19 protein-coding genes are annotated in these 15,572 nt (G+C 71.9%); 2 read left to right on the forward strand and 17 right to left on the reverse strand.

The genetic code is table 11. The annotated features are described in order from the left end of the window. Positions 1-114: 114 nt before the first annotated feature. Both AB0915_RS34370 and AB0915_RS34375 read right to left on the reverse strand, forming a co-directional pair. Complete coding sequence (locus tag AB0915_RS34370; protein ID WP_366694800.1) at positions 115-480, reverse strand: hypothetical protein; 366 nt, start codon at positions 478-480, stop codon at positions 115-117. A 53-nt stretch (positions 481-533) separates the two neighbouring features. Next, on the reverse strand, positions 534-1,199 hold the full coding sequence (locus tag AB0915_RS34375; protein WP_366694801.1) for a hypothetical protein: 666 nt from the start codon (positions 1,197-1,199) through the stop codon (positions 534-536). Positions 1,200-1,243: 44 nt separating this feature from the next. On the opposite strand from AB0915_RS34375, the gene AB0915_RS34380 reads away from it, so the two are divergent. Beyond that, on the forward strand, positions 1,244-1,405 hold the full coding sequence (locus AB0915_RS34380; RefSeq protein ID WP_366694818.1) for a hypothetical protein: 162 nt from the start codon (positions 1,244-1,246) through the stop codon (positions 1,403-1,405). A 27-nt stretch (positions 1,406-1,432) separates the two neighbouring features. Here AB0915_RS34380 and AB0915_RS34385 read toward each other — a convergent pair whose 3' ends face one another. From AB0915_RS34385 to tsaB, 7 genes are all read right to left on the reverse strand, one after another. Next, entirely contained in the window at positions 1,433-1,564 is a 132-nt protein-coding gene (locus AB0915_RS34385; RefSeq protein WP_366694802.1) for a hypothetical protein, read from the reverse strand. 301 nt (positions 1,565-1,865) lie between these two features. Beyond that, positions 1,866-3,146: an RNA polymerase sigma factor gene (locus AB0915_RS34390; RefSeq protein WP_366694803.1), complete on the reverse strand. Its 1,281-nt coding sequence runs from the start codon at positions 3,144-3,146 to the stop codon at positions 1,866-1,868. 302 nt (positions 3,147-3,448) lie between these two features. Further along, positions 3,449-3,805, reverse strand: a complete 357-nt coding sequence (locus AB0915_RS34395; RefSeq protein ID WP_366694804.1) for a YciI family protein — start codon at positions 3,803-3,805, stop codon at positions 3,449-3,451. A gap of 245 nt (positions 3,806-4,050) precedes the next feature. Further along, complete coding sequence (locus AB0915_RS34400) at positions 4,051-4,326, reverse strand: hypothetical protein (protein WP_366694805.1); 276 nt, start codon at positions 4,324-4,326, stop codon at positions 4,051-4,053. Then, positions 4,323-5,420 carry a tRNA (adenosine(37)-N6)-threonylcarbamoyltransferase complex transferase subunit TsaD gene (tsaD, locus tag AB0915_RS34405; protein WP_366694806.1) on the reverse strand — a complete coding sequence of 366 codons (1,098 nt, stop codon included), beginning with the start codon at positions 5,418-5,420 and terminating at the stop codon, positions 4,323-4,325. Before tsaD ends, AB0915_RS34400 begins: the two co-directional genes overlap by 4 nt. After that, on the reverse strand, positions 5,420-5,935 hold the full coding sequence (gene rimI, locus AB0915_RS34410) for a ribosomal protein S18-alanine N-acetyltransferase (RefSeq protein WP_366694807.1): 516 nt from the start codon (positions 5,933-5,935) through the stop codon (positions 5,420-5,422). Before rimI ends, tsaD begins: the two co-directional genes overlap by 1 nt. After that, positions 5,932-6,594 carry a tRNA (adenosine(37)-N6)-threonylcarbamoyltransferase complex dimerization subunit type 1 TsaB gene (tsaB, locus tag AB0915_RS34415; protein ID WP_366694808.1) on the reverse strand — a complete coding sequence of 221 codons (663 nt, stop codon included), beginning with the start codon at positions 6,592-6,594 and terminating at the stop codon, positions 5,932-5,934. The genes rimI and tsaB overlap by 4 nt, the downstream gene beginning before the upstream one ends. A 150-nt stretch (positions 6,595-6,744) precedes the next feature. Between tsaB and AB0915_RS34420 the strand changes: the two genes are divergently transcribed. Continuing rightward, positions 6,745-7,311, forward strand: a complete 567-nt coding sequence (locus AB0915_RS34420; protein ID WP_366694809.1) for a hypothetical protein — start codon at positions 6,745-6,747, stop codon at positions 7,309-7,311. Between the two features lie 219 nt (positions 7,312-7,530). On the opposite strand, the gene AB0915_RS34425 is transcribed toward AB0915_RS34420, so the two are convergent. The 8 genes from AB0915_RS34425 to glmS all read right to left on the reverse strand — a co-directional run bounded on the left by AB0915_RS34425 (position 7,531) and on the right by glmS (position 15,180). Continuing rightward, a complete protein-coding gene (locus tag AB0915_RS34425; RefSeq protein WP_366694810.1) occupies positions 7,531-7,731 on the reverse strand; it encodes a hypothetical protein in 201 nt (66 codons plus the stop codon). A gap of 130 nt (positions 7,732-7,861) precedes the next feature. Then, entirely contained in the window at positions 7,862-8,419 is a 558-nt protein-coding gene (gene tsaE / locus AB0915_RS34430) for a tRNA (adenosine(37)-N6)-threonylcarbamoyltransferase complex ATPase subunit type 1 TsaE (RefSeq protein WP_366694811.1), read from the reverse strand. Then, positions 8,388-9,650 carry an alpha/beta hydrolase gene (locus AB0915_RS34435; RefSeq protein ID WP_366694812.1) on the reverse strand — a complete coding sequence of 421 codons (1,263 nt, stop codon included), beginning with the start codon at positions 9,648-9,650 and terminating at the stop codon, positions 8,388-8,390. Before AB0915_RS34435 ends, tsaE begins: the two co-directional genes overlap by 32 nt. Before the next feature lie 64 nt (positions 9,651-9,714). After that, a complete protein-coding gene (alr, locus tag AB0915_RS34440; protein WP_366694816.1) occupies positions 9,715-10,872 on the reverse strand; it encodes an alanine racemase in 1,158 nt (385 codons plus the stop codon). 160 nt (positions 10,873-11,032) lie between these two features. Beyond that, complete coding sequence (locus tag AB0915_RS34445) at positions 11,033-11,416, reverse strand: DUF488 family protein (RefSeq protein WP_366694813.1); 384 nt, start codon at positions 11,414-11,416, stop codon at positions 11,033-11,035. Between the two features lie 58 nt (positions 11,417-11,474). Next, the gene (locus AB0915_RS34450; protein WP_366694814.1) at positions 11,475-12,935 is read right to left on the reverse strand and encodes an NAD(P)H-hydrate dehydratase; all 1,461 of its coding nucleotides are present in this window, start codon (positions 12,933-12,935) and stop codon (positions 11,475-11,477) included. A 4-nt stretch (positions 12,936-12,939) separates the two neighbouring features. Beyond that, positions 12,940-13,308, reverse strand: coding sequence for a holo-ACP synthase (locus AB0915_RS34455; protein ID WP_366694817.1), 369 nt, complete (start codon positions 13,306-13,308; stop codon positions 12,940-12,942). Positions 13,309-13,332: 24 nt separating this feature from the next. Beyond that, positions 13,333-15,180: a glutamine--fructose-6-phosphate transaminase (isomerizing) gene (gene glmS / locus AB0915_RS34460; RefSeq protein WP_366694815.1), complete on the reverse strand. Its 1,848-nt coding sequence runs from the start codon at positions 15,178-15,180 to the stop codon at positions 13,333-13,335. Positions 15,181-15,572 lie beyond the last annotated feature (392 nt).

Genomic DNA, 15,572 nt, shown 5'->3' on the forward strand with positions numbered 1-15,572 from the left:
GCTTCGATGGCAAGGCGGAGGAGGGAGTCGACGCGGAGCGTCGGTGACCGACGACAACGCCGCCAGCGGAGTCGCAGGGCGTCGGGAGCCCACTCACTACCGCGGGGGAGGCCGTCAGGCCAGGTCGGTCAGGTCGTCCGCGTACACCTGGGAGAGCGGCTGCGGGCCCACGTACTGCTGGCAGTTGCACTGCCCGGCTTCGAAGCGGACCGGCTTCTTGCTCTCGTCCCAGGCCGTCGGCACCTCGACCCGCTCATGGCACCTGCCCTGCTTGTCATGCTTCGCAAGGTGGTGTGTGCAGCCGCAGACCGGCTCCGGTGGCCGGTTCGCCGCCTCGACGGCCAGGCGTTCCTGTTTGCCCGCCTCCAGCAGTTCCAGCTTGCGGGTGTGCCGGTTGCGCAGCGCCGTACGGACGTTGTCGACCGCCCATCCGAATCCGCCGGTCCAGAAGACGATGAGCACCCACCAGTACCACTCCATGTGACACCCTCCCCCTGAGCGGATCCTGTTACGCGGTCAGGATAGAGGCGGTTTCAGCGGTGAGCACCGCCGCCGACGGAGAACAGCGGCTCGGGCCCGGGCGCCCCGACGAGCACCCTCAGCACCCAACGGCGGTGCGCGAACGCCTTGGTGACGCCGATCAGACCAAGCAGCCAGCCGATCATCCCGAGTCCCATGACGAGGGCGACCGCACCGTAGGTGTCCTCGGGCGCCTCCGCATTCGCCGGGACGGCCACGCAGGCGTACAGCCCGACCGCGCACAGCGCGAACGACGGCAGCATCCAGGCAAGGCTCGCACCGGGGGCCCGCAGCCGCATGTCGCCGCTCGGATCGCGGTCCAACTCGCCCCAGGCGTAGAGCAGTCGGCGGATCTGCCGGTCGCGGCGCAGACCGACGACGACGAAGACCACCGACGGCACGACACAGCAGGCGCCCAGGACGGCGAGGACGACGCCGAGGACGGCACTGAAGATGTCGTACGACTCCTCGAACGTGAGGATCGCGGTCCCCACCAGCGACCAGCCGAGCGCGCACAGGACGCCCCACAGCCACAGCAGCACCAGCCGGCCGCGCCCCACATGCAGGGTGACCAGCTCGCCGAGGACGACCGCCCGGTCGGCGAGCAGGGCTTCCCTGTCGGGCCAGGAACGGATCTCGACGGGCGGAGGCGGCGGCGGCAGCAGTGTGCGGCGGGACATGGGCCCGACCCTACCGACCGGGTGCGGGCACGGTTCGGCGTGGCTTGCGTTGGAGCGCGCTCCAGCTCGTCACGTCCGAATGCGACCGGCTGACCGGAAGCATGCACGTACCGAGGGAGAACACTGTGCAGTACACGCTGTTCGGCCGGACCGGCCTGCGGGTGAGTGAGCTGAGCCTCGGCGCCATGACCATCGGCGAGGACTGAAGGTTTCCGCCCGTTCCGGTCGGTCTCTCAGCTGTCCGACCAGCCGTCCGGGTACTCGCTGTAGCCGTCGAACCCGGCGTCCACGCTGTCGTACTCGGAGTCGTCGGCGCCGTCGTCGCCCGCCCCCGACTCGGGGCTGTAGTCGTACTGGTCGGACATGATGGCTCCTCTCGCGACGGGCGCCCGATGCGCCCCGGTCACGCGCTCAACGAGGCTGCCGGACCGGCCGATGCGCCCGCGCGACCCAGGCCACCTCAGTGGCGTACAGCCCGGTCGGCCGGTTGACCGATTCCCGCCCATGGCCCGCCAGTTACCGGTCACCGGGGCGGCCTTGAGGCACGTGTCGCACACCCGGCCCACCGGGCCGGGTGTGCATCGGCCGGGAGCCGCCGGCCGGGCTGCACGGACGCCGTCAGGCGTTGCGCTGCGCCTCGATGTCGGGCTTGGGGGGCGTGGAATCTCATCGCGCCGCGCCGGATTCCTCCTCCGCCCGGGCCAGCAGCAGCGCCCGCTCGCGCACGTTACGGGTCAGGTCCGCCGCCCGCAGGAACTCCGCCCGCGCCTCGTCCGTGCGCCCCAGCCGCGCCAGCAGATCGCCGCGCACGCTCGGCAACAGGTGGTACGCCCTCAGCGCCGGGTCCCCGGCCAGGGCGTCGACCAGCGCGAGCCCCGCCTCCGGCCCCTGTGCCATCGAGACGGCGACCGCCCGGTTCAGCTCGACGACCGGCGACGGAGCCGCCTTCAGCAGCAGCCCGTAGAGCGTGGCGATGACCGCCCAGTCCGTCTCCTCGTACGTCACCGCGTGGGCGTGGCACGCGGCGATCGCGGCCTGCAGGGCGTACGGACCCGGGGCGTCGCCCACCGCGTGCGCCCGCTCCAGGGCCGCGTACCCGCGCCGGATCAGCAGCCGGTCCCAGCGGAACCGGTTCTGGTCGGCGAGCAGCACGGGCGCACCGCCCGGTCCGGTCCTGGCCGCGATGCGGGATGCCTGGAGTTCCAACAGGGCCACCAGGCCGTGCACTTCGGGTTCCTTGTCCATCAGTCCGGCCAGCACCCGGGCCAGCCGCAGCGCGTCCTCGCAGAGCGCCGGGCGCAGCCAGTCGTCGCCCGCGGTGGCCGAGTAACCCTCATTGAAGATCAGATAGATGACTTCGAGGACGGAGTCGAGCCGGGCCGCACGCTCGGGGCCGTACGGCACTTCGAAAGGGACGCCCGCCCGGCCCAGGGTGCGTTTCGCACGGACGATGCGCTGGGCGACGGTCGGTTCGGACGCCAGGAAGGCCCGGGCGATCTCATCGGTGGTGAGTCCGCCGAGCAGCCGCAGGGTGAGCGCGATCCGGGCCTCGGTCGACAGCACGGGGTGGCAGGCGGTGAAGATCAGCCGCAGCAGGTCGTCGTCGATGCGGTGGGGGTCCTCGATGCGGTGGAAATCCCCCGGCTCGGGCGGCGGCACGTCCTGCAGGCTCCGCCCGACCTCAGCCAGCTTCCGCGCGTACGTCTCCTTGCGGCGTACGAGATCGATCGCGCGGTGCTTGGCGGTGGCCATGAGCCAGGCGCCCGGTCTGTCCGGGACACCCGACTCCGGCCACTGCTCCAGCGCGGCGACCAGAGCGTCCTGCGCGAGCTCCTCGGCGATGCCGACGTCCCGCACGATGCGGGCGACACCGGCGATGATCCTCGCGGACTCGATCCTGAATACCGCCTCGACCGCCCGCGTCGCGCTTGCTTCCGTCACGGCCACCCATCAGAGCAGCCGTACCGGGGCGCAGCAAGCGTGAGACGCCCTAAGGGCTGTCCCGGCGGGTTCTGCCCCGTCGCACCGTCCGGCACGCCCGCTCGCCGCATTGGCCAAAAGCCCTGGTAGCTCCTTCGCCGAGCGCTCAGCTTCGTTCGAGCCGGGGAGACCCCGTCCAAGGGCTTCCGGCCGCCTTGCGATCACACGCAGCGGACGACGCTCCTCATGGGGCACACACTGCCGGTCACGGCACTAGGGCGTGTTTCGAAAGTAGCGTCGCCAGGCAGGCGGGACTTTCGAAACACGCCCTAGCTCTCGGCGATCTCGCGGACCTCGGAGGTGACGGTCCAGTTCTTCGGGTGGATCTCCAGGAACCGCTTGGTCCACTCCAGCGCCTCGGCCATGTCCTTGCACTGGGTGATGGCGTAGCCGCCGACGACTTCCTTGGTCTCGGTGAAGGGCCCGTCGGTGTAGCTCAGCTTGCCGTCCTTCCAGGTGACCCGGGTCCCCTGCGAGGTGGGGGTGAGCCCGGCGGTCTCCAGCATGACCCCGGCCTTGGTGATCTCCTCGAACAGCGCACCCATGCGCGCCTCGAAGTCGGGGTCGGGGGCCCCGGAGGGGAGGTTCTGCTCATCGATGCGGACCAGTGACAGGAAGCGCGGCATGGTGACTCCTCGGTGCGGGACGGCGGGGGCTTTCCCTGCCTCTCACCCTTGCGTCGAACGTGAGGTGCCGCAATCGACACACTCCCCCGAAGAAGTTGAAGAAATTTCCGGGGGACTTTTCCGGACTACCCAGGGACGCCCACAGCTTGCTCGCGGCCGGTTCCTGCGCCACCGCCCGGTTGGGGTCGGACGGGGCGGTGACGAGGGGCACGGTGACCGTCGTCAGCCCGCTCGCTCGAGTTTTCTCATGTTCCGCCGGTGGAGCCGCCGGCCACCTCGAACCGCCATCGGTGCACCGCCCGGGTGATCAACTCGGCTGCGGGTTCGGGCAGCTCGGGCAGCTCGGCGCCGTATGCCGCCTCCCACCAGGTGATGACGAGCACCCGGTCCTGCGGGGCGCGGAGCAGCTCGTACCGCAGCGGCTCGTCCGCCAGCTCACCGGTGCGCGCCCGGGCCCACTCCAGCAGTTCGGCGCCCCGGCCGTCCACGGCCCGGGCCTCCCACATGAGGGCGACGGTCATGAGTAGAGGTTGTCCTTGCTGATCTCGTGCACATGGTCGTGGTCGTGCGCGCTGCCCGGCACATGCGTGTCCGTCACCGGCAGCGACGAGTCCGCCGACAGTTCCAGGTCGGACGCGGGACGGTTACGCGCCACCATCTCGGCGCCCAGCGCCGCGACCATCGCCCCGTTGTCCGTGCACAGTCCGGGCCGCGGCACCCGCAGCCGGATGCCGGCCCGCTCGCAGCGCTCCTCGGCGAGCGCCCGCAGCCGCGAGTTGGCCGCGACGCCGCCGCCGATCATCAGGTGGTCGACACCCTCGTCTTTGCAGGCCCGGACGGCCTTCCGGGTGAGCACGTCGACGACGGCCTCCTGGAAGGACGCCGCCACGTCCCGTACCGGCACCTCCTCGCCCGCGGCCCGCTTCGCCTCGATCCAGCGGGCGACGGACGTCTTCAGACCGGAGAAGGAGAAGTCGTACGCGGGGTCGCGCGAGCCGCTAAGTCCGCGCGGGAACGCGATCGCCTTCGGATCGCCCTCCTTCGCCAGCCGGTCGATGACCGGGCCGCCGGGGAAGCCGAGGTTCAGCACCCGGGCGATCTTGTCGAACGCCTCGCCCGCCGCGTCGTCGATGGTCGCGCCCAGCGGCCGTACGTCGTTGGTGATGTCCGGCGCGAGCAGCAGCGAGGAGTGGCCGCCGCTGACCAGCAGCGCCATCGTCGGCTCGGGCAGCGGGCCGTGCTCCAGCTGGTCGACGCAGATGTGCGAGGCGAGGTGGTTCACCCCGTACAGCGGCTTGTTGAGGGCGTACGCGTACGCCTTCGCCGCCGAGACGCCGACGAGCAGCGCGCCCGCCAGCCCGGGACCGGCGGTGACGGCGATGCCGTCGAGGTCGCGGGCACTGATGCCCGCGTCCTTCAGGGCGCGTTCGATGGTGGGGACCATCGACTCCAGGTGCGCGCGGGAGGCGATCTCCGGGACGACGCCGCCGAAGCGGGCGTGGGTGTCGACGCTGGACGCGACGGAGTCCGCGAGCAGCGTCGTACCGCGGACGATGCCGACACCGGTCTCGTCGCAGGAGGTCTCGATACCGAGTACGAGCGGTTCGTCAGCCATCAGTCAGTCCCAGTTTCCTGTACGTGCTCTGGTGCGGGTTCTTGTACGTGGAGACGCATGACGAGTGCGTCGATGTTGCCCGGCTGGTAGTAGCCGCGGCGGAAGCCGATCGGTTCGAAGCCGAAGCGTTCGTACAGCTTCTGCGCACGCGTGTTGTCGACCCGGACTTCGAGGAGCACCTCAGCGCACTCGAAAGCCGTGGCGTGCTTCAGCAGATCGGCGAGGAGTTCGGAGCCCAGCCCGCCGCCCCAGTGGTCGCGGGTGACGCCGATCGTCTGGACGTCGGCGAGGTCACCGGCGGCGGCGAGTCCCGCGTACCCGACGATGCGTCCGGTGTCCGGGGCCTCGGCGACGACATAGCGGCGGGTGGCCTGCGGCCCGCGGGCGTGCGCCAGCTCGGACCAGAACATGCCGGCCGACCAGGCGTCCTCCGGGAACAGCTCGTGTTCGAGCTGCAGCACCGGGTCGATGTCCCACCAGCGCATCTCACGCAGCACGGCAGTCGGGCTCGTCACTTCGGGGTGACCACCTTGTAGTTCTTCGGAACCTGGGCGTCGGGCCGACGCAGATACAGCGGCTGCGGCGGCAGCAGCTCCGCTCCGGCGGCGAGCCGCTCGGCGGCCAGCGCCGCGAGCGCCCCGGCGCTGACGTGCTCGGGACCGCGGGCATCCGGGAACGCGTCGGGGTAGAGCGCCGCGCCCGCCCCGACCACCGGGAGCCCGGCGAGCTGCTCCGCGATGTCGGCGGGCCGGTCGACGGCGGGTTCGCCGACGCGGGTACGGGGATCCTCGTACCGCGCCCAGTAGACCTCCTTGCGACGGGCGTCCGTCGCCACGGCGAACGGGCCCTCCAGTCCGCCCCGCCCGGCGGCGTACGCGAGACCGTCCAGCGTGCACAGCCCGTGGACCGGCACGGAGAGCGCCGAGCCGAACGTCGCGGCCGTCACCAGACCGACCCGCAGACCGGTGTACGGGCCGGGGCCGACGCCCACGACCACACCGGTCACGGCGTCGAGTTTCACCCCGGCCTCGGCGAGGACCCGGTCGACGGCGGGCAGCAGCAGCTCCCCGTGCCTTCGGGCGTCGACCTGGCCCGACTCGGCGACGACGGTTTTCCCGTCGTGCAGGGCGACGGTGACGGCGGGGGTGGCGGTATCCACGGCGAGCAAGAGCACGCAAACAGCCTACGGCTCCGCCGACGGCTCCATGGCGCCCCGTACGGCATCCCGTCCCCACCGGCCCCTGCTGCTACCGTCACCGGGTAGACGCGGGTACGACGTAAACGCTTGTACGACATACGACCGTCGGCGAAAGGGGCACGCACGGTGGCAAGGGGCAGCTCGGGAATCGTGGCCGGGCTCACCGCGGCAGCAGTCGTCGCGGTCGGCTACCTGGCCTACCAGGCGTCGGCGAACGCCCCCGACTCCGTCGCCGTCCCCAGGGCGAAGGCGTCCAGCAGCGCCCCCGCCGTCGGCCACGACAAGCCGAAGAAAAAAGAAGAGCATCCGACCGCGCTTCCCGCCGAATCCGGGACCGGGGCGCGGGTGGTGTACGCGCTGGGCGACCGGCGCGTGTGGCTGGTCGACGCGCAGGGAAAGGTGACCCGGACCTTCGCCGTCATGCCGAGTGCCCTGAGCCCCCGGCCCGGGGTCTACAAGGTGGGCTCGCGCTCGGGCTCGATCAAGGGCTCGGACGGCGTGCTGATCGAGCACGTGGTGCGGTTCGCGAAGGCCGACGGGGATGTGCCCGTCGGGTTCAGCGCGGCGCAGGACGGCTCCATGGCGAGCCCGGACCCGAAGCTGAAGACCGGCGGGGTACGGATGAAGCGCGCGGACGGCGACGCGATGTGGGCGTTCGCGACGGTCGGCGCCAAGGTGGTCGTCGTCCCGTAACGCCACCGGGGACGTGCGGCCCGGGGCCTCTTGTGCGGATCGTGCCGGATTCGGCACGCACATCTGCGGCGATGTCGTCGGTCGCCGCCCCCTGGCCTTCACGGTGTCTTCAAGGCGTGGCTGACGCCCTTCGCATGGGTTTCTTCCGCCGCCTTGCGGCTGCACGCACCACGGCGACACCGGCCGCTCCCCGATCCGGCCCGGTCCTCACGAAAGACCTCAGGCGGCGTCGCGCTCCCCGTCACACCCCTGTGCCCCCTGCTGCTCCCCGGGCTCGGGCCGCTCCTGGCACTCCTGCCGTTCCTCCGACGGCGGCGTCGAGACCGCGTTCGCCGCAGCGCAGGCCGCCAGCAGATCCTTCATCGACACCGCAGACGTCTCTGGCGGCTGCGGCTGCGCTTCACGCTCGGGCGTCGGCATGGATGCCTCCTGGGCTGCGGTGGAAGGCGTGGTTAGGCAGGCCTAACCAGCTCTCGGCATCCATGTGACCACGCCCGGCCCGCCCCGCGCAACAATTTGCCGACAGCCTGTCGGAAACGTGTCGGTGCTCTCAGCGGCCGGCTTCCAGCGCCGCCCCCAGTCCTGACCAGCGCTCCCCGATCCCGACCAGCGTGACCGAGCGCCGTTCGTCGTCCGTGTCACCGACCGCGCGGTGGATCAGCACCTGCAGCCGGTCGTCCGAGAGCTCCTCGACCTTGCCGTCGCCCCACTCCACGACCACCACCGACTCCGGCAGCGACACATCGAGGTCCAGGTCCTCCATCTCGTCGAGGCCGCCGCCCAGCCGGTACGCATCGACATGGACGAGCGCCGGCCCCCCGCTCAGGGACGGGTGGACGCGGGCGATCACAAAGGTGGGCGAGGTGACGGCGCCGCGCACCCCGAGGCCCTCGCCGAGCCCCCGGGTCAGTGTCGTCTTTCCGGCGCCGAGCTCGCCGCTGAGCATCACGAGGTCGCCGGGGCGCAGCAGACCGGCGAGACGGCGGCCCAGCGCCTGCATCTGTTCGGCGGACGTGACATCGAAACGGGCGATGACCTGGGCCTCTGCGGTCATGGCCGCCGGGGTGTGCGCGGTTTCAGCTGCCGGGCTGTTGTGCGGTGCTTCCATGCCCGCCAACGTTAGCCGCTGCTGGTACGGCTCCGATCCGTACCAGCAGGTCCGCCAGCCGGTCGGTCACCGTCTCCGGGTGCTCCAGCATCACCAGATGCCCGCCGTCCGGCACGATGACAAGCTCCGCGTCCGGCAAGTGGTCGGCGATCGCCTCGCTGTGCGAACTGGGTGTCACCAGGTCCTTGTCGCCCGCCAGGATCAGCACCGGCACGTCCCGGAACGCGGGCAGCGCCGTGCTCTTGTCGTGCTCGGTGAAGGCCGGGTAGAACTCCGCGACCACGTCGATCGGTGTGGACTCGATGAGCCGCTCGGCGAACCGCTCGACCGCCGGGTCCACGTCCCGCGAGCCGAACGAGTACCGCTTGATGAGTCCGGCGAAGAGATCGGCGGTCGCCCGCCGCCCCCGCTCCACCAGCTCCGCCTGCGAGCCGAGTGCCTTCAGCACCCCGGGCAGCACCCGCCGCACGGCGTTCACACCCGCGACCGGCAGCCCGAAACTGACCTCGGCGAGCTTCCCGCTCGACGTACCCACGAAGGCGACGGCGGCGACCCGGTCCCGGATCAGCTGCGGGTACTGCTCGGCGAGCGCCATGATCGTCATGCCGCCCATCGAGTGCCCGACCAGTACCAGCCGCCCCTCGGGGGCTGCCGCGTCGATGACCGCCTTCAGATCGCGGCCGAGCTGGTCGATCCCGACCGTCACGCCCTGCGCCTGGGCCCGGCCGCGCTCGGACCGGCCGTGGCTGCGCTGGTCCCAGTGCACGGTGCGCACCAGGCCGCGCAGCGCCGCCCGCTGGAAGTGCCAGGAGTCCTGGCTGAGGCAGTAGCCGTGGCTGAAGACGACGGTGACGGGCCCGGGGACCTTGCGGCCGAAGAGCCGACGTCTGCGCGGTCCGGTACCGGCGGGCCCGAAGCCCGCACCCGGGCCGGCGCCCGCGCCCGTACCGCCGTCGGGTTCGACCTCGTCGGTCTCGTAGTACAGCTCGGTGCCGTCGTCGGCGGCGGCCCGGCCGGGCATGCCGCGCAGCGAGCCGTACGGCCCCGAGGCGTCCAGCGCCAGCCTGGCCCGCCTGCGCATGCCCCGGCCGACGGTCATCCGCTCGACCGCGACACCGGCCGCCGCACCGGCGGCGATCACGCCTATGGCGGCTCCCGCGATGCCCGCCCGGCGCCAGCCGACCGCCGAAGCGGCCGTCGCCACCGCGTCCCCCGCGCTGATCTCGCTCACCGTGCCGTGCTCCTCGTCGGTCGTTGTCCGTCAGGTCAGGTCAGGACGTGCAGGACAGAGCGGATCAGAGAGAACCGGTCGGGATCTCGTTCAGATAGACGCGCGGCACACGGCCGCTGATGCGGGTGACGATCTCGTACGCGATCGTGCCGGCCGCCTCCGCCCAGTCCTCGGCGCTCGGCTCGCCCCGGTCCCCCGGGCCGAAGAGCACCGCGTCGCTGCCCACCTCGACGGTGTCCCCGTCGAGATCGACGACGAACTGGTCCATGGCCACCCGGCCGGCGACCCGCCGCCGGACGCCGCCGACCAGGACCGGGCCGCGCCCGGAGGCGTGGCGCGGAATGCCATCCGCGTAGCCGAGCGGGATCAGGCCGAGTGTCGTCTCGGCAGAGGTCGTGTAGTGGTGCCCGTAGCTGATGCCGTGCCCGGCCGGCACCTGCTTGACCAGGGCGACCGACGCGGCGAGCGTCATCACGGGGCGCAGCCCGAAGTCGGCCGGGGTGCCCAGCTCCGGGCTGGGCGAGATCCCGTACATGGCGATGCCGGTCCGCACGAGGTCGAAGTGCGACTCGGGGATCGTCAGCGTCGCCGGGGAGTTGGCCATGTGCCGCACCTCGGGTTCGACGCCCGCCTTCTCCGCGTGCGCGACCATGTCGCGATAGACCGCCAGCTGGGCGGCGATCGACGGATGGCCGGGCTCGTCGGCACAGGCGAAGTGCGACCACAGTCCGGTGACCTTCACCGTGCCCTCGCCCTCGGCGGTGCGGGCGGCACAGACCAGTTCGGGCCAGTCGGCGGGCTGGCAGCCGTTGCGTCCCAGTCCGGTGTCGGCCTTGAGCTGGATGCGGGCCGGCCGTCCGGCCTCCCGGGCCGCGGCGACGACCTCGCGCAGCGCCCACATGCCGCTGACCGACACATCGATGTCGGCCTCGATCGCCTCGCGCCAGGGGCCGCCCGGCGTCCACAGCCAGCACATCACCCGGCCGCCGAGCCCGGCGGCGCGCAGGGCGAGCGCCTCGTGCGGGGTCGCGGTGCCGAGCCAGGTCGCCCCGGCTTCGAGCGCGGCCCTGGCGCAGGGCACCGCCCCGTGCCCGTACGCATCGGATTTGACGACGGCCATGAGTTGCGCGCCGGCCGCCCGGGCGCGCAGAACACGCACGTTGGCGCGCAGTGCGGCGAGGTCGATCTCGGCTCGGGCTCTCAAGGACGCTGTCTCGTTCATCGCGCCCAGTCTCTCAGAGGCGTACGCCAGGACCCTCAGGTGCGGGGTGCGGTCAGGGCCTTTCTTTCGGATCTTGCCGGGCTCGCGTGGTCCGGTCCGGTCCGGACGTGCGGCCCGGGGTGCGTCGTCGGTGGCGGCAGCCGTCGCGAGGCCGCCGATGTCACCGATGGCGCAGCTCATGTTCCACGTGGTCGACGAGGACCGGGACATGACTGTGCGGGACGTCCTTCACCGCTGTGACGAGGGTCACCGGCCCGCCCGCGCGGACCAGCTCGACCAGCTCCCGCACCGCCGCCGTGTGGGAGGGGTCGGCGAGTTCGGTGCGGTAGCGGTCCACGAAGTCGTCGTACCGGGTGCCGCTGCGGTCCTCGTGGTACCAGGAGCGGAGTTCGTTCGACGGGGTGAGGTCCTTCAGCCACCGGTCGATCCGTGCCCGGTCCTTGGCGACGCCGCGGGGCCAGAGCCGGTCGACGAGGACGCGGGTCCCGTCACCGTCCTCCTGCGGGTCGTACACCCGGCGTACGCGTACGGAGTCGCTGCCCACGGTCGACCACTCCTCACCGGCTCTCCTCCGCGGTTCCGTGTCTGGTGCCCAGGATCTCTCAGGCCCGCACATCACGCCACGCCGCGGGGACCGCGTCCGCGACGTCCTGGGCGGAGACCGGGCCGCCGTCCGAGGCGTGGCGGGCGGCGAGGCCGTGCAGGTAGGCGCCGGCGGAGGCGGCGTCGCGCGGGTCGAGACCCGCGGCCAGCAGGGAACCGGTCAGCCCGGAGAGGACGTCACCGCTGCCCGCCGTGGCCAGCCAGGATGTGCCGGTCGGGTTGACCCGTACGGGAGCGTGTCCGGTGCCGTCGGCAACCAGGGTCGTCGACCCCTTGAGCAGCACGGTGGACCGGTAGCGGGCGGCGAGTTCCCGGACGGCGGTGAGCCGCTCCGCCTCGACCTCCTCGCGCGGTACGCCGAGCAGCGCGGCGGCCTCACCGGCGTGCGGGGTGAGCACCGTCGGCGCGGTGCGCGACAGCACGACGGCGGCGTCGAGCAGCCGCAGCCCGTCCGCGTCGACAAGCACCGGAACCTCGGCGTCCAGTACATCGGCGACTGCCGAGACGGCGTCCGTACCGTCCCCGAGCCCGGGTCCGACGACCCACGCCTGCACCCGCCCCGCCTTCGACGGAGGGCCCGTGTGGACCAGGGTCTCCGGATGCCGGGCGATCACGGCACCGGCGCCCGGACCGACGTACCGCACCGCGCCCGCACCGCCCCGCAGCGCCCCGCCGACGGCGAGCACCGCCGCGCCCGGATACCGCGCCGACCCGGCAACGATGCCGACGACACCACGCCGGTACTTGTCGCTCTCGCTGCCGGGGAGCGGCAGCAGCGCGGCGACATCGGCGTACTGCAGCGCCTCCAGATCGGGTACGGCGGGCAGCTCGTCGCCGAGCCCGATGTCGACGAGGTGCAGCGCACCCGCCAGGTCGGCGGCCGGGTCGATGAGCAGCCCCGGCTTGTACGCACCGAAGGTGACCGTCGCATCGGCCCGCACGGCGTCGCCGAGCACCTCCCCGGTGTCCGCCTCGACACCGCTGGGCAGGTCGACGGCGAGGATCGGCGCCCCGGTCGCCCCGTAGGCGCGCACCAGCGCGGCCGCGTCCGGGCGCAGCCCGCCGCGCCCGCCGATGCCGGTGATGCCGTCGACCACCAGATCGACACGGCCGATCTGGTCCGTGCCCACCTGCGCCGCGTCCTGGGCCAGCCCGCCCGCCGCGCGGAGCGCCGCGACCCCGCCCTCGTGGGCGCGGCCCGGCGAGGTCAGCAGCGCGCGGACGCCCGCGCCGCGCCGGGCCAGCCGGGCGCCCGCGTACAGCGCGTCGCCGCCGTTGTCGCCGCTGCCGACGAGCAGGACGACCCGGGACCCGTACACGCGGCCATTGCGCCGCAGCAGATCGCCGCAGGCCACGGCGAGTCCCGCGGCGGCCCGCTGCATCAGGGCCCCCTCCGGCAGCCGTGCCATCAGGGCACGCTCGGCGGCCCGTACGGTATTCACGCTGTACGCGGTTCGCATACGGTCAACCTTCCGCGATCACCACGGCCGACGCCACCCCCGCGTCATGGCTCAGCGAGACGTGCCAGTGCCGCACGCCCCGCTCGGCGGCGCAGGCGGCGACGCTGCCGCGGACCCGCAGCCGCGGCCGGCCGCTGTCCTCGACGTACACCTCGGCGTCTGTCCACAGCAGCCCGCCCGGCGCGCCGAGCGCCTTCGCGATGGCTTCCTTGGCGGCGAACCTGGCGGCCAGCGAGGCGATACCGCGCCGCTCACCGCTGGGCAACAGCAACTCCCGCTCCAGGAAGAGCCGCTGAGCCAGATGCGGCGTACGCTCCAGCGCCTGGCCGAACCGCTCGATCTCCGCCACATCGATCCCGACCCCGATGATCACGCGCTCACTCACCCATTCTTCGACTCACTCGACGGTCACGGACTTCGCCAGATTGCGCGGCTGGTCCACCTCGTTGCCGCGGGTGGTGGCCAGTTCGCAGGCGAAGACCTGCAAGGGCACGGTCGCCACCAGCGGCTGAAGCAGCGTAGGCGCAGCGGGGATCCAGATCAGATGATCAGCGTACGGAACGACCGCCTCGTCGCCCTCCTCGGCGATGACGATGGTGCGGGCGCCGCGGGCCCGGATCTCCTGGATGTTCGACACGATCTTTTCGTGGAGCACCGAACGCCCGCGCGGCGACGGCACCACCACGACGACCGGCAGATCGTCCTCGATCAGCGCGATCGGCCCGTGCTTGAGCTCGCCGGCGGCGAAGCCCTCGGCGTGCATGTAGGCGAGTTCCTTGAGCTTCAGCGCGCCTTCGAGGGCGACCGGATAGCCGACGTGGCGCCCCAGAAAGAGGACGGTGTTCTTGTGCGCGAGCGAACGGGCCAGCGCGCGCACCGGCTCCATGGTCTCCAGGACCCGTTCGACCTGCCCGGGGACCTCGGAGAGCTGCCGGACGACGGTCCGGATCTCGTCGCCCCACTTCGTACCGCGGGTCTGGCCCAGATACAGGGCGACGAGGTAGCAGGCGACGAGCTGCGTCAGGAACGCCTTGGTCGAGGCGACGGCGACCTCCGGCCCGGCGTGCGTGTACAGCACCGCGTCGGACTCACGCGGAATGGTCGACCCGTTCGTATTGCAGATGGCGAGGACCTTCGCCCCCTGCTCGCGGGCGTGCCGCAGCGCCATCAGCGTGTCCATCGTCTCGCCGGACTGGGAGATCGCGATGACGAGGGTGCGCTGGTCGAGGATCGGGTCGCGGTACCGGAACTCGCTGGCGAGCTCCGTCTCGCAGGGCAGTCTGGTCCAGTGCTCGATGGCGTACTTGGCGATCATCCCGGCGTGGTACGCGGTCCCGCAGGCCACGACGACGACCTTGTCGACCTCCCGGAGCACGCTCGGCGCGATGCGCACCTCGTCGAGGTGGAGCGAGCCCGAGCGGTCGATCCGCCCGAGGAGCGTGTCGGCCACGGCCTTCGGCTGCTCGGCGATCTCCTTGAGCATGAAGTAGTCGTAGCCGCCCTTCTCGGCGGCGGAGGCGTCCCAGTCCACGTGGTACTTACGGACCTCGGCGGGCTGCCCGTCGAAGTCGGTGACCGTGACGGACTCCCGGCGCAGCTCGACGATCTGATCCTGCCCCAGCTCGATCGCTGACCGGGTGTGCGCGATGAACGCGGCCACATCGGAGGCCAGGAACGCCTCGCCATCCCCCACCCCGACCACGAGCGGTGAGTTCCGCCGGGCTCCCACCACCACATCCGGCTCATCGGCATGCACGGCGACCAGGGTGAACGCCCCTTCGAGCTGCCGGCAGACCTGTCGCATCGCCTCTGCCGGGTCACCGGTCGACGAGTACGCCTCGGCGAGCAGATGGGCGACGACCTCGGTGTCGGTCTCGGACGCCAGATCATGCCCGCGCTCGGCGAGTTCGGCGCGCAGCCCGGCGAAGTTCTCGATGATTCCGTTGTGCACGACGGCGACGCGGCCCGCGTTGTCGAGGTGCGGGTGGGCGTTGGCATCGGTGGGCCCGCCGTGGGTGGCCCACCGGGTGTGCCCGATCGCGGTGGTCCCGGCCGGAAGAGGCTGTTCGACCAGCGCCTTCTCTAGATTGACGAGCTTGCCGGCCTTCTTCATGGAGGCCAGCCCGCCGTCCGCGAGAACGGCGACACCCGCGGAGTCGTACCCGCGGTATTCGAGGCGCTTCAGCCCTGCGACGACAACATCAAGCGCGGACTGCCCACCGACGTACCCGACGATTCCACACATAACGATCCTTTCGTGGCCGCCCTCCCCTCGCTTGGCATCGTCGCAGAAGGGGCGCGGGGCGGCCGGGATCATTCGTCGGCGGAGTCGTCGCGAACCGCTACGCGCGGCGGTCCCGGGTCCGCTGCTCGCTCACGGCCTCCCCCGCGATAGGGAGTGGATCAGCGAGCGGCGTCGTGCGGCTTCGATGGCAAGGCGGAGGACGGAGTCGACGCGGAGCGTCGGTGACCGACGACAACGCCGAAGGGGGCCCTCCCCGCTCGAACAAAGCCGAGAACTAGGGCCTGTTCTGAGTTCCCCGTCGTCCGCGCGAAGCGCGGGCGCAGCGGTGGTCGGTGCGTGCGATCGGCGTGCGGTGTCGCAGGTCATGTGGCGGAGCCACCTGTCCTGCGGCG

Origin of the sequence: Streptomyces sp. NPDC048411 (assembly GCF_040704695.1) — a bacterium.
In the GTDB taxonomy this organism is placed as follows: domain Bacteria; phylum Actinomycetota; class Actinomycetes; order Streptomycetales; family Streptomycetaceae; genus Streptomyces.

Excerpts from the sequence above, each read along its gene's own strand:
- AB0915_RS34370 (WP_366694800.1), bottom strand. The coding sequence starts at position 480 with ATGGAGTGGTACTGGTGGGTGCTCATCGTCTTCTGGACCGGCGGATTC.
- AB0915_RS34375 (WP_366694801.1), bottom strand. The coding sequence starts at position 1,199 with ATGTCCCGCCGCACACTGCTGCCGCCGCCGCCTCCGCCCGTCGAGATC.
- AB0915_RS34385 (WP_366694802.1), bottom strand. The coding sequence starts at position 1,564 with ATGTCCGACCAGTACGACTACAGCCCCGAGTCGGGGGCGGGCGACGAC.
- AB0915_RS34395 (WP_366694804.1), bottom strand. The coding sequence starts at position 3,805 with ATGCCGCGCTTCCTGTCACTGGTCCGCATCGATGAGCAGAACCTCCCC.
- AB0915_RS34400 (WP_366694805.1), bottom strand. The coding sequence starts at position 4,326 with ATGACCGTCGCCCTCATGTGGGAGGCCCGGGCCGTGGACGGCCGGGGC.
- tsaD (WP_366694806.1), bottom strand. The coding sequence starts at position 5,420 with ATGGCTGACGAACCGCTCGTACTCGGTATCGAGACCTCCTGCGACGAG.
- AB0915_RS34425 (WP_366694810.1), bottom strand. The coding sequence starts at position 7,731 with ATGCCGACGCCCGAGCGTGAAGCGCAGCCGCAGCCGCCAGAGACGTCT.
- tsaE (WP_366694811.1), bottom strand. The coding sequence starts at position 8,419 with ATGGAAGCACCGCACAACAGCCCGGCAGCTGAAACCGCGCACACCCCG.
- alr (WP_366694816.1), bottom strand. The coding sequence starts at position 10,872 with ATGAACGAGACAGCGTCCTTGAGAGCCCGAGCCGAGATCGACCTCGCC.
- AB0915_RS34450 (WP_366694814.1), bottom strand. The coding sequence starts at position 12,935 with ATGCGAACCGCGTACAGCGTGAATACCGTACGGGCCGCCGAGCGTGCC.
- glmS (WP_366694815.1), bottom strand. The coding sequence starts at position 15,180 with ATGTGTGGAATCGTCGGGTACGTCGGTGGGCAGTCCGCGCTTGATGTT.